The organism is Tenacibaculum sp. M1.3A, from assembly GCF_057732375.1.
The window spans coordinates 11,993-25,219 of the sequence record NZ_JBYJEF010000005.1 but is presented as its reverse complement, the minus strand read 5'-3'; the positions used below and the strand labels follow the sequence as shown (position 1 = coordinate 25,219).

Below are 13,227 nucleotides of genomic sequence, written 5' to 3'. Positions count from 1 at the left end.
GCATGTATTTAAAAACAAAAAAAGCAACCAATTTGGTTGCTTTTTTTATTCTTTATAGTATTAAACAGAAAATGCTTAAATAGATTCTCCTAACTCTTTTAGTTTAGAGGTATTTTCTGCCATCATTAACTCATCAATAATTTTTTGGATATCACCATTTATAATATTCGACAAGTCATATAATGTTAATCCGATTCTGTGGTCTGTCATACGACCTTGCGGAAAGTTATAAGTTCTAATCTTAGCAGATCTATCTCCAGAAGTAACCATGGTACCTCTTTTTAAAGCATCTTCGGCATTTTTCTTAGCCAATTCCATTTCGTATAAACGAGAACGTAATACTTTAAAGGCCTTTTCTTTATTTTTATGCTGCGATTTCTGATCTTGACATTGCGCTACTAAACCAGTAGGAATGTGCGTTAATCGTACTGCCGAATAAGTTGTGTTTACCGATTGACCACCTGGACCTGAAGAACAGAAAAAATCGATTCTTACATCCTTTGGGTTTATCTCTACATCAAACTCTTCTGCTTCTGGAAAAACCATACAAGTAGCTGCCGATGTATGTACACGACCTTGTGTTTCTGTTTGCGGCACACGTTGCACACGGTGTACACCTGCCTCAAACTTTAAAGTCCCGTAAACATCATCTCCAGAAACTTCAAACTGAATTTCTTTAAATCCACCATTGGTTCCTTCAGAATAATCTACTGTACTCACTTTCCAACCTCTACCTTCACAGTATTTAGTATACATTCTAAATAACTCTCCTGCAAAAATACTTGCTTCATCACCACCTGCACCAGCTCTAAGTTCTACAACGGCATTTTTAGCATCTTCTGGATCTTTAGGTATTAACATGAATTTAATTTCATCTTCTAAAACCGGAATACGCTTTTTAGCCTCATCCATTTCTATTTTAGCCATCTCAGTCATTTCTGCATCACTTCCGTCTGCAATAATTTCCTTAGCCTCTTCAATTGAATCAGTTAGACTTTTATATTCATTACCTTTTTCTACAACCTTACCTAAATCTTTATATTCTTTACTTAATTTAGCGTAACGTTTTTGATCCATTATAATATCTGGCTGGATAATTAAATCCGAAACCTCATCGTAACGTTGCTTTATAATTCTAATTTTATCTAACATCTTCTAACTTTTCTGGTTTGCGAATTTACGTTTTTTATCGGAACTATTTTTAAAATTCAATTAACTATATTTGATTTAAAACCGATTCATTAATAATGAAAAAATTGCAGCTTTATTTTCTTTTTTATAAAACTAAGTTTTTCCTTCCCTTAGCACTTACTCTTTTTGTGGTACTTAAATACAAAATGATGCCATTGGCTGTACTTGCCTTACTTACAGCTTCTTTATTAGTTTGGTTTTATCAAAATTTTATTAATGACTCTAAAAAAGAAAAAATATATTTTTATTACAATATGGGCATTACAGAACTTAAACTATATGCTTTCGTTTTTTTCATAAACCTTATTATTACCATAACGCTAAACATTTGTATTAAATGGATTGTTTAGAAATTGACAATATCGAATTAAATTTTGGCGCCGCCGAAATTTTAAAAGCCATTTACTTTAAAGCCGAAAAAGGAAAAATTACAGGTATTTTAGGAAGCAACGGATCTGGTAAAACATCTTTATTAAGAATTATTTTTGGAGAACTGCAACCTAAAAGCAAGCTGCTTAGAATAGATAATAAACCTATTTTAACGCCACTTTACAAAAAAGGGATTGTTAAATATTTACCGCAGTTTCATATCATACCTAACACTATTTCTTTGCTAGAAGGTTTTAACTTTTTCAATGCTTCTTTTGCTGATTTCTTAATTGATTTCCCTCATTTTAAATCTCAGAAACAGCATCGTTTCTCGGATTTTTCTGGAGGTGAAAAAAGATTGATAGAAACGTACATCATTCTAAAATCTGATGCAAAAATTATATTATTTGATGAACCTTTTTCTCATTTAGCGCCGCTTTATATTAAAAAATTAAAAGAATTACTAGAGATTGAAAAACAGCATAAAATAATCATTATTACCGATCATTTATATAAAGATATTTTAGATATTTCCGACACTCTGTATTTACTAAAAGATGGTTGGAGTAGATTATTAAAGTCTCTCGAAGAATTAATTCGACACAACTATATAAACGCCTTATAAAACCTAAAATTATGAAAAACTACTTCCTTTTACTCTTTGCTTTTGTATTATTTTCTTGTAAAACAGCACAAAAAACGCAACCAAATTGGCTCGTTGGTAAATGGGAACGTATAAATGAAAAACCAGGTAAAAACACTTTCGATTTCTGGAATAAAGATTTAACAGCTATTGGCTTTACTTTAAAAGAATCGGACACTATTTTTAAAGAAATAATGAGTATCGTAACTATTAAAGATACTTTGCATTTAAAAGTTGAAGGTGTAAACGAAAAACCTACTTTGTTTAAGTTTACCCAACAAACAGACACTTCTTTTGTATGCGAAAACCAAAAAAATGAGTTCCCTAAAAAGATTCATTATTTTTTAGACAAACAGCAATTAAAATGTGAAATTTCTAATGAGGAATTTTCAGTGGATTTTATTTTTGAGAAACAATAACAGAATAGCTACCTTTAAATAAAATTTACCTTTTAAAATCTCTTTTTTAATAGTAAAACATATTAAAAGAACTTTTAAAAACACTATATAAACAAAGCTATATTTACAAATGATAGAAGATATCAAATACTATAATAATTTAAAAAAATCCGAAGATACTCTTGTTAATCTTTTAACTGATGAATCGTGTTTTTCTGATATACCAAAAACCTGGTACGTGGTAGTAGTTGATATTGAAAACTCTACAAAAGCTGTTAACGAAGGAAAGCATCATCAGGTAAACTTAACAGCAACCGGAGCAATTATCTCTGTTTTAAACACCATTAGAAAAGAGAAAAAAAATATTGAAATTCCTTATTTTTTTGGCGGTGACGGAGCTACTTTTATTATACCAACAGTTATTTTAAACCGTATTATAGTAGTTCTAGAAAATTACAGCCTTCATATAAAAAAAAACACCAACTTAACACTTAGAGTTGGTCAAGTTTCTGTTGCTAAGCTAGCTTCTAAAAAATATAAATTAAAGATTGCAAAGCATCAACTAACAGCACAACTAACAATTCCTGTCGTACTAGGAAATAGTTTAAAAAAAGCTGAAGAATTTATTAAAAAAACTTTCGAAGAAAAAAATAATACCAATTTTAAGAAAACCCTTTTAAATTTAGAGGGTATGGAGTGTAGATGGAAACAAATAAAACCGAATCAAAACAAACAAAAGGTTATCTGTTTACTACTAGATTCTACAACTGAAATTAATCAAAGAGAAGTTTACAGAAACGTGCTTGCTAAAATGGATTTAAGTTTTGGTTCTTTTAAAGACAGACAACCTATAGTGGCGACTAATTTAAAGTTAAACTTTAACATTTCTAAAATATGGAAAGAAATGAAAATTAGTTTAGCTGATAAAAGCTTAGCCTATTTATTAAAAAAATGGACTTCTACTCTTATAGGTAAATTTTACTTAAACCTTTCTGATGATGGAAAACAATATTTAAAGCAAATTGGTCAATTATCACATACTTTTATGTTAGATGGTATGATAAATACTATTTTTATTGCTGATGAAGATAAAATTAAACCTTTTTTAGAGTACTTAGACGAACTAGAAAGCGATAAAAAAATTATATATGGTATTCATATAACCCACGCCTCTGTAATGTCGTGCTATGTATTAGATAGAAAAACAAAACACTCTCATTTTGTAGATGGTACCGAAGGTGGCTATACCTCTGCTGCGAAAATGCTTAAAATAAAACTAAAAAATCTCCAGCTTATAACCAACACCGTGCACGTTAGTTAATTTAATAGAACTGTCTTCCTTTAGTTTTTTTCGTAATTTAGAAATATACGTATCTAAGCTTCTACCCACAAAAACACCGTTATCTTCCCATACTTTTTTAGTAAGATCTTCTCGTTTTATAATTTGATTTGGGCTTGCCACAAAGATTGCAAGAATTTCACATTCTTTTTTAGAAAGGCTTATTTCTGTTGCTTTTTTTACTAATTTATTTTGTGTTGGATAAAACTGAAAACTTCCTATTTTAGCATACTCTTCAATATTTTCTTTTACACTAACAACTTTATTGTTTTTAGAAAATAGCGAATGAATTATAAAAACGATTACCAAAAGAAGTAATCCTATTAAAAAAAAATTACTTCGCCAAAAAGAAATTTCTTGTGCAATGAATACAACCTGAATAATATAACATTCTTTAGGTAAAACACGTTCTCTGCACGGTATTATTGTATTCGTTTTTAAAGTGCTGTTTTGATAACTATAACTTACTTCACCATCTAAACATCGCAATACTTCTACCCTATAATCAGTTGGTAATTTTACTTTACTAAAACTAGTATTTATAAAAGCAACTAAATTGTCTGGCTCAAAAGAAAACTCCTTTTGAAAAGACAATTCATATTTCCTTTTTTCTAATTCGATGACTGGTAAAACCAATGATATTGAATCTTTATCAGAAAGCAATAATTGGCTACCTACATCTCGTAAAGAAACCTTTACTCTTTCTGTAAAATCTTCTCTTTTATTATCAGTCGCAAAAAAAAACCATCCTAAAAAAAGAAAAAAAGCGAAACCACTATATATGTAAATTTTGTTCCTGTTCATAATCTTGGTAAATAACATACATTTTTATGACTTTTTACAACTGTTCACACTTCTTTTACATTTTTTTGACATAGTTTAAAGCACCTAGTCTTAATTTTATCAAACTAAACGAATTTAATAATAAATTGATTCTTTTAGGCTTATTACGAATAATTCTCGATACAAATTTTATTCATTTCAATCGTAAAATTCACTCGAACTGACAGAATCTTATCAAAATGCATAACGGGTAAAACTAATTAAAATCTCAAAAAAATGAAAAACGTATTACTAAGCTTCTTTTTAATTTTTATCATCAGCTGTAAAAAAGAAACTCAAAAAAATGAAATCTTAATAGCAAGTAATGCTATTAAATATCAAAACTATCAAAGCCCTTTAAATTATTTTGATAGCATCAAAACAAGCTCATCAAAACCTTATAAGCTAAAACTCAATTTAGAAAGTCAAAAAAATAACAACTATGATTTATCTATAAAGATGGAATTAAATAATGGCGCTCATTTTGTTTCGCCAAACGCTAAAAGAGATTTTAAAGGTAAATTTAAAATTTATTTTGATAAAACATCTCATTTTAAACAAATAGGAAAACTCATTGAAACTCCTCTTTCTACAGAAGAATATGATGAACATCCTTTTGTAAATGGAACTGTTAATTGCGTACGAGAAAATACGGTGTATCATCAAAAAATAAAACGAACTAATAACGAGAGTTTTCTAGTAAAAGGATACATTCAATTTACAATTGAACCTAGATGCACTTTAGAAAAAATTCCTTTTATTATAAAATATGAAAATAATGAAATGAAAATAGAATTACTTGGCTGTTAATCAAAAACACTTATTACTTTTAATAAAAATAGAACACAATGAAAAATAAAATTACCGTAGTTATTGGCTTATTGCTAATTTGCGCTGTAAACAGTTTCTCGCAAAAAAATGAATTTAATTTAATAGCCCTTGATTCTACTTGGGGACAAGAAGTTATTCGTTTTCCTGCAAGAAGTATGGACTATGTTGGCGTAGGCGATATTAGATTTCCTCCTAAGGGTTGGATAAATCCTGAACATACGTTTTTTTGGTCGTACACATATGCTTGGAATATTAATGTAAATAGAAAAATTACAGAAGAAGAACTTGAACTCGATTTAGTAAAATATTTTAATAGCTTAAATAAAATTGATATGAACGCTACAGCGGATGAAAAATATTCATCAGCTATAATATCAAAAACTAAAAAAGAAAAATCAGTTACTTATTATAAAGGGTCTGTAAAAATATTTGATCGTTTTGCCACTAATAAACGAATTACCTTAAATGTTTTAATAGAAAGTAATTACTCTAAGAAAGCAAAAAAAACGATCATCTTGTTTAAATTCTCACCCAAAGAATTTAAACATAAAGTATGGAAAACCTTGAATGAAATAAAATTACAGAATTTCGTTTTAAATTAAAAAGCAAAAAACCTCAGCATAACAACTGAGGTTTTTATATATAAAAATATTTTTTATTTTAATATTCAAAAGTTCCAAATTCACTATTTATAGTCAGTTTTTTAGTATCAGAAGCGGCTACTCTACCTACAATCTGAGCATTTACATTATAGCTTTTAGAAATAGTCATAATATCTTCAGCAATTTCAGGCGATACATAAAGCTCCATTCTATGTCCGCAATTAAATACCTGATACATTTCTTTCCAATCTGTTTTAGATTGCTCTTGTATCAATTTAAATAAAGGCGGAATCGGAAACATATTGTCTTTTACAATATGTAATTCATCAACAAAATGCAAAATTTTAGTTTGCGCTCCACCAGAACAATGAATCATTCCGTGAACAGTATCTGAATTAAACTTCGATAAGATTTCTTTAATAATCGGCGCATACGTTCTTGTTGGCGACAATACTAATTTACCTGCATCGATAGGCGAATCCTCTACTGCATCCGTTAATTTTGCCTTACCAGAATACACTAAATCAGCAGGAACTGCGGCATCATAACTCTCAGGATATTTAGTTGCTAAATAGTTATCAAAAACATCATGCCGGGCAGATGTTAATCCGTTAGATCCCATTCCTCCATTATACTCAGTTTCGTAAGTTGCTTGTCCGAAAGATTCTAAACCAACAATTACATCGCCGGCTTTAATATTTGCATTATCAATAACATCGGTACGTTTCATACGTGCTGTTACGGTAGAATCTACAATAATTGTACGAACCAAATCACCAACATCTGCAGTTTCACCACCGGTTGAATGAATCGTTACTCCGAAACCTTTTAGATCTTCAATTAATTCTTCTGTACCGTTAATAATTGCTGATAAAACTTCTCCAGGAATTTTACTTTTATTACGTCCAATAGTTGATGATAACATAATATTATCTGTAGCACCTACACATAATAAATCATCAATATTCATAATTAGTGCATCTTGTGCAATTCCTTTCCAAACAGAAACATCTCCTGTTTCTTTCCAATACATATATGCCAAAGACGATTTTGTTCCTGCACCATCTGCATGCATGATTAAACAATAATCATTATCATTTGTTAAATAATCTGGAACAATTTTACAGAAAGCTTTCGGAAACAAGCCTTTGTCAATATTCTTAATTGCATTGTGCACATCTTCTTTAGATGCTGATACTCCGCGCTGTGCGTAGCGTTTAGATACTTCGTTACTCATGTGTTGTGTTGTTGTTATTGCAAATTTAGTTTATCTAAATTTTAAATCAATAAAAAAGCGAACGTTTTTTAACATTCGCTTTTTTATTGATTTACTTGTGTCTTACTCCCAATCTGGCATGGTTGCATTTGCAAATAAGGTTACCCTTTCAATTGAGCCAGACAAATTTGTTTTTGTAATGTTTTTTTGAGAAACTCCATCATTAGAGGTGTTTACAAAAATAACTTCTGCTTCGTTAGGTGAAAACCTAGGATCTAAATCATTTATACCTGTATCTTTATTGTTATCTGAGATATCGGTAAAACTCATGTCGGTAAAATCATAAATAAACATTCTAGTATCTAATTGTCTATAATTTGTTGCTTGATGATCAGATATATCTCTAGAGAATAGTAATTTATTACCAGATGCTGATAAATTTAAACCTCCTAAAGCACCTTGAACTCCAGTTATTACAGTACTTAAAATAGTTCCGTTTAAATCGATCATTAAAATTGACCCGTTATAACCACTAGCGTTATTAGTTTTTAAAGCTATTTTTAATCCATCACTACTCCAATCACATTCTGATATTAAGCTACCATCTGTTGTCTCATATATTTTTTGTAATCCGCTACCATCTTTATTTATTGAATACAATTTATTAAAATAAGTGTATAATAACTTGCTTCCATCTGGTGACCAAGAAAAATCGAGTTCATTTAAATTAAACCCAGCTAGAGGAATTGTAGATGTTACTTTTTTAACATCATCTCCGTTTGTTTTCATGGTATACAAATGAGCCTCATTATTATCTATCCTTATAAAAGCTATTAAATTAGTTACATTGTTTTTTCTAGGCCTCCATGAATTTAAGCTTAAACTCGTAAGCTCCACTTCATTTAAAACTTCATTATTAACATCGTTATAACTTGCTGAATAAATTACATTATTACTTGCCACATTTTTAACGTAAAAATATCTATTTGCAGGATCTTCTTTAATAGTAAACGATCTAATACTACTTATAACTTCCGCATTTATATCATCTGTTACCTCAATACTCCAAAAATATTTTGCGCCGTATTTTAAGTCAGAAAGCGTATAGCTTTTATCTTTTATGTCGGTTATTTTGGTTACATCATTATTAAAATCATTTCTAATTTCAATTGTAAATGTTAATTCATCTTCATCTATATCGGTTGAGTCCCATAACAACGTTACACTATTAAGTAAATCTACTGCACCATCTTCGGGTGTTATTAATACGGGCTTAGTTGGCGGTTTATTTAAAGCTGTTGAAATTTGCATTTCTAAAACAACATTAACAGCTCCTTCTTCTGTTACTGTAACGCCTTCAAACTCGTCTAAATACCCTTCTTTTGCTGCCTGAACTGAATATTCTTGCGTCTCTATATTTTCGAACTTAAAGTTACCTTCAGCATCAGTAAACACAGTATTATTGGTTGGTGAAATGGTTATTTTAACATTCTCCAAAGGTGCAAAACCTTCTTTTTCAACAACTTTACCAGTTAAATCTCCGTATTCTACCAAACCAATCGTACCATCTTCACCACAACTAATAAAAAGAAGTGTTATTAATAGTATACTTATTATTTTTATTACTTTTTTCATTTGAATTTTGTTTAAAAATATACATTAATACCAGCTCCAAAACGCCAAATTAAATCATCCTTTTCTCCTACAACTTGCCTATCTAAGTTATCACTTAACAGCATATTGTATTCACCATTCACAAAAAAACCTATCTTGTTTGTAATTAAATACTCAATTCCCAAACCTCCTTGAAGTTTAAAAAAAGTGTCTTCTAAATTTTTTCTAGATATAGAGCCTACTCCTCCATAAATATAAGGTGTGAGTTTTTCGTATGGTAAAACTGTGTATTCTATATTAAGACCAGATGTTATAAATGCTTCATTAAAAATATCTTTATTACCTAACTCAAACCGCCCAATTGTTGCCCAAAAATTAAACTTAGGATCATCAAACATGTATTTTAATTTAAAATCGAAACCAAATTGATATGTTGAGTTTGCATAATCTCCTTTTATTTGAGAAACTCCCATACTTGCTCCTGCCGAGAATTTCCCTCTTCTTTCTTCTTGTTTTCTGTTATATAATTTTAAATTATCTGTTTCTAATTTCTCTTTTCTATATTCTTCTTTTATATAATCTATTGCCGGCTTCCCTCCTTTTGGCTGCCATACTCCATCTACTATACCTTCTACAATTAACAAGTCTACCGCTTTATCTATAGCTTCTTTTACTGCCAATTGTGCTGGTTCGTTCTTAGTAACCCCTGTTTCAACTTCTAACAATCTTCTTAAAGCGACATAACGATATAAATTTGCAGATATACCTTGTGACAAAATAGTTTTTGAAACGTATACGTTCTTTAAAATTTCTCCTGTAGATGTTGATACAATTCTTAAATACACCGTAATTCTGTCTTGACGATATTGATTTGAAGCTCCTACACCAAAGTATCGTAAACCAGAGCCTCCTGTTATAATATTAGAATCATAAGAAACAACACCTCCTTCAATAATAGTTCCTGCAAAAAGTAAAGGCGGCATTGTTACCTTTTTTCCGTTTGCATATTCTTGACGTGTATTTCTAATTATCTGTCGTTCATTTAAAAGATTCCCAATATTCTCTCTTTCGATAGGCCTAAACCACCCAGATTCTTCTAGCGATTTTAATAAAATTGTAGTTCCTCCTTGTGTTACCGCTGTACTAAATGTAGAGCCATTTTGTACTGGCTTGTATTGCCCTGTTTGATCTCTGAATTTATAAACACCAACCACAATTTTATCCGAAGGAAGAAAACTTTTTGCTAAAAATTCTGGCGATGTATTTTCGCCTATTCTTGCTTTTGTTTGTGTAAATGGTTGATTAAAATAGGCTCCGCAGCTCGTTAACAAACTAAGTGTTAGCAAGTAAATTATACTTGTAGTTTTTTTCATAGTAATCTTAATTACCGTTAGGGATTGTTATTTGAGTTTGCTCTCCGTTTGTAACATTAAGTATACTTACATTTAAGCCATTTGTTCCTGGAGTTATCTCAACTACTAAATCGCCAAAAGTATACGTACCAACTGTTAAATTGGTATCACCTAATTGCTGTTGAAACAAACTTTGCGACAATGAACTAAGCAATCTGTTATTTAAACTATTCGTAAAGTTTTCTAGAGCCGTTGGCGTCTCTCTCTGAGTATCGGTCTCTTCTGTAAAGTCATTCTGTGCTGTTGCCGATGCAAGAATTTGCTGGTAATTAAAAGCATCTCCTCCAAAAAACGGACTTATTGGTTTATACACCAAATCTTGTGAATACACAAAACTAGAAATTATAAGTAAAATAAATAGTAATTTTTGTTTCATAACAAATAAGGTTATTTAGTTTCTATATTCTTTTTTGGAAAGTAGTTTTCCTCTGTTGATTATACACTCTTAATTTCTCCATCGCCTTTGCCACATTGTATTTTAAATAATCTTCTTCTGGCCTAGCAAAAAACTCATGTATTTTCTTTCTATCAACCTCTATCGACAACATACTACTACGACCCATTGCTGGTTTTTCTACTATTTTTATAATAAACGGGTAATTTTTACCTGTTACTATATATTCTTTGTAAAAAAAATCATGATATTCTTTACCTATCTTTGTTTTAGCCTCATCTATAACAATTCCTCTAATTAAAAACTGCTCTTCATTTACCTCTCTTTTAGCTATTTTTTTTTCTTTTGGCAAAAATAATAACGTATCTCTATTTATTAATTTTCCTTTATATTTTATAAATAAATACACCTTTAACTCTTCGTTCTTTTTGATATTTATTTTAATTGTAGATAATTGTTTTTCTTCTTTAGGTTTTAATGAAAAATCACTCGATTGGTTATTTTTTGAAAGATTGCCAGAGCTTCCTTTTTTTAACACTACAAAATTGTAGTTAAGCTCATTTATAAAAAATTCTTCTTCACTTACTACTTGTGCTCTTAATGTTAAAAAATCATCTGTTCTTGCTAAATTAATAACTCCTTTAACTTTATAAACATCAAACTCTTGTGCAAATGAAAAAACTGTAAAAAAAACAGTTAAAATTAAAATCAACGCTTTGCTTTTCATATTACAATCTCTAACTAGTAATTAATAATACTCATTTTAGCTCCTCCGAACTGATTTATAGTAAGGTTTTTAAACAATGAGTTTGTTCCTTTTATTTTTAATGAATTTGAATTTCCTTTTTGTTGTACTCCTAAATTAATTGATTGATTATTGCTATAATTTAAGAATTGATAATTATTATTATTTCCTAATTGAGATACCTTATGTTCACCATAAGACACTTTATCATCTATACTAGCCACATTCTCGTTACCAATTTGTTTCAATGATATTATACTCGTTACTTCTTGTGATCTGTTTTGAAAATCACTAACCATATTTGTTTCTAATTGCAGCGTATTTAATTGTACTTGGTTTGAAAAATAGCTTGGCACTTTTTCATCTTGCCCATGTACTAAAACTGAAAACAAGAAAACAAAAACAAGAAAAATTTTTCTAATTGATTTCATCACTTTATGTTTATAAATAAAAAAGTGGAGAGAGAATAAACATCCTCACTCCACTTTTAAACTGTTAAATACTACCTGGACCAGTTTGAATAACTTGAGCCGTATTCATGTTACCTCTTTGCAATACACATGAAGCATTGTTACCACCTGCATAAGCATCTTGGTTAACTTTAGATTGATTATCGTTACCAATTTGATTAACCAAACTACAATTATTCCCCATGTCTGAATATTGATCAACACATGATTCGTTGTCATTTCCTACTTGATTAACTGTAGATATGTTACAAATAGCTGGATCATCTGTAGTTGTTACCTGAGTTTCGCTAGAACTGTTTCCATTACCAGTTTGATAAACAGATGCATAATTATGGCTCCCTGTTTGATCTTGTTCTACAGCATTATTATCTCCTACTTGGTTCGCAAAAGCTTCACTACCACTAGACTGATTTGGTCCGCTAGATTGCTTCTGAACAACAGAATTATCATTACCATATTGGTATGCAGATGCTTGGTTATTATCATAACGCTGTCTCTGGTTCGATTTATTACCATTACCTCTTTGATACGAATATGTTTCATTGCCTTCTGCTTGCATTGCCCCATCAGCTCCCACATCTTGTTTCGCATAGTTATCATCTCCTAATTGGCGAATACGAGCTCTGTTATCATTACCAAATTGTTTGATATCTGCACCGTTTCCATATCCATCTTGTTTAGTCGATGCTAAATTACCTGAACCTCCTGGGATAAAATTAGAGTTATCTTGTCTTATTAATGACATATTACTGTTTCCATTCTGCTCACCTTTTGCCTCATTACTATCTCCAACTTGCTGAATATCTACTTTATTTTTACCTTCTGTAATAAAACCATCAGGCATTCGTGCCTGTTCGACTTCACAATCTGCGCATGCGGGTCTATTGCTGTTTACCCAAGTCTCTGCATGAGTAGTTGAAAATACTGTTTTTCCGATAGCATCGCTATTACCAGTGCTTGTTTGAACATTTTGCGTTTGAGAAAACGCGATTCCTGTAGCTAAAAAAGCTGCTACTATTAGTAATTTTTTCATAATAAAATAATTTTAAAATACGTTTAATTAATTTTTAGCACAACACAGTTATATTTATACTTTTTATGAAGTACAAAACTGGGGATGCTACTAAAATTCAGGGTAAAATAAAATTACTAGGGTAAAATGTAATGACTAAGGAGTGCCA

General features: G+C 30.3%; 14 protein-coding genes. 5 read left to right on the top strand and 9 right to left on the bottom strand.

The genetic code is table 11. From position 1 onward, the window contains the following. Window positions 1-75 precede the first annotated feature (75 nt). Complete coding sequence (gene prfA, locus AC28QF_RS08955; RefSeq protein WP_488201660.1) at window positions 76-1,152, bottom strand: peptide chain release factor 1; 1,077 nt, start codon at window positions 1,150-1,152, stop codon at window positions 76-78. Between the two features lie 376 nt (window positions 1,153-1,528). Here prfA and AC28QF_RS08950 point away from each other — a divergent pair, with 376 nt between their 5' ends. The 3 genes from AC28QF_RS08950 to AC28QF_RS08940 all read left to right on the top strand — a co-directional run bounded on the left by AC28QF_RS08950 (window position 1,529) and on the right by AC28QF_RS08940 (window position 3,922). After that, window positions 1,529-2,185 carry an ATP-binding cassette domain-containing protein gene (locus AC28QF_RS08950; RefSeq protein ID WP_488201661.1) on the top strand — a complete coding sequence of 219 codons (657 nt, stop codon included), beginning with the start codon at window positions 1,529-1,531 and terminating at the stop codon, window positions 2,183-2,185. Between the two features lie 11 nt (window positions 2,186-2,196). Beyond that, entirely contained in the window at window positions 2,197-2,622 is a 426-nt protein-coding gene (locus AC28QF_RS08945) for a DUF6265 family protein (protein WP_488201662.1), read from the top strand. 109 nt (window positions 2,623-2,731) lie between these two features. Beyond that, window positions 2,732-3,922 carry a DUF3095 family protein gene (locus AC28QF_RS08940; protein ID WP_488201663.1) on the top strand — a complete coding sequence of 397 codons (1,191 nt, stop codon included), beginning with the start codon at window positions 2,732-2,734 and terminating at the stop codon, window positions 3,920-3,922. On the opposite strand, the gene AC28QF_RS08935 is transcribed toward AC28QF_RS08940, so the two are convergent. Next, window positions 3,878-4,744 carry a winged helix-turn-helix domain-containing protein gene (locus AC28QF_RS08935; RefSeq protein ID WP_488201664.1) on the bottom strand — a complete coding sequence of 289 codons (867 nt, stop codon included), beginning with the start codon at window positions 4,742-4,744 and terminating at the stop codon, window positions 3,878-3,880. The two genes, AC28QF_RS08940 and AC28QF_RS08935, sit on opposite strands and share 45 nt — an antisense overlap. A 255-nt stretch (window positions 4,745-4,999) precedes the next feature. On the opposite strand from AC28QF_RS08935, the gene AC28QF_RS08930 reads away from it, so the two are divergent. Both AC28QF_RS08930 and AC28QF_RS08925 read left to right on the top strand, forming a co-directional pair. Beyond that, window positions 5,000-5,572: a hypothetical protein gene (locus AC28QF_RS08930; protein ID WP_488201665.1), complete on the top strand. Its 573-nt coding sequence runs from the start codon at window positions 5,000-5,002 to the stop codon at window positions 5,570-5,572. A 38-nt stretch (window positions 5,573-5,610) separates the two neighbouring features. Further along, window positions 5,611-6,195 (top strand): hypothetical protein, encoded by a 585-nt coding sequence (locus AC28QF_RS08925; protein ID WP_488201666.1) that lies wholly within the window; start codon window positions 5,611-5,613, stop codon window positions 6,193-6,195. Window positions 6,196-6,253: 58 nt separating this feature from the next. On the opposite strand, the gene AC28QF_RS08920 is transcribed toward AC28QF_RS08925, so the two are convergent. The 7 genes from AC28QF_RS08920 to AC28QF_RS08890 form a co-directional block, all read right to left on the bottom strand. Beyond that, on the bottom strand, window positions 6,254-7,432 hold the full coding sequence (locus tag AC28QF_RS08920) for an AIR synthase related protein (protein WP_488201667.1): 1,179 nt from the start codon (window positions 7,430-7,432) through the stop codon (window positions 6,254-6,256). 102 nt (window positions 7,433-7,534) lie between these two features. Next, window positions 7,535-9,046: a carboxypeptidase regulatory-like domain-containing protein gene (locus tag AC28QF_RS08915; RefSeq protein WP_488201668.1), complete on the bottom strand. Its 1,512-nt coding sequence runs from the start codon at window positions 9,044-9,046 to the stop codon at window positions 7,535-7,537. A gap of 11 nt (window positions 9,047-9,057) precedes the next feature. Next, on the bottom strand, window positions 9,058-10,398 hold the full coding sequence (locus tag AC28QF_RS08910) for a CsgG/HfaB family protein (protein WP_488201669.1): 1,341 nt from the start codon (window positions 10,396-10,398) through the stop codon (window positions 9,058-9,060). Between the two features lie 7 nt (window positions 10,399-10,405). Continuing rightward, window positions 10,406-10,813: a curli assembly protein CsgF gene (locus AC28QF_RS08905; protein WP_488201670.1), complete on the bottom strand. Its 408-nt coding sequence runs from the start codon at window positions 10,811-10,813 to the stop codon at window positions 10,406-10,408. A gap of 22 nt (window positions 10,814-10,835) precedes the next feature. After that, a complete protein-coding gene (gene csgH, locus AC28QF_RS08900; protein WP_488201671.1) occupies window positions 10,836-11,558 on the bottom strand; it encodes a curli-like amyloid fiber formation chaperone CsgH in 723 nt (240 codons plus the stop codon). Window positions 11,559-11,572: 14 nt separating this feature from the next. Next, entirely contained in the window at window positions 11,573-12,007 is a 435-nt protein-coding gene (locus AC28QF_RS08895; RefSeq protein WP_488201672.1) for a hypothetical protein, read from the bottom strand. A 64-nt stretch (window positions 12,008-12,071) separates the two neighbouring features. Beyond that, window positions 12,072-13,079, bottom strand: a complete 1,008-nt coding sequence (locus tag AC28QF_RS08890; RefSeq protein WP_488201673.1) for a hypothetical protein — start codon at window positions 13,077-13,079, stop codon at window positions 12,072-12,074. Between the last annotated feature and the right edge of the window lie 148 nt (window positions 13,080-13,227).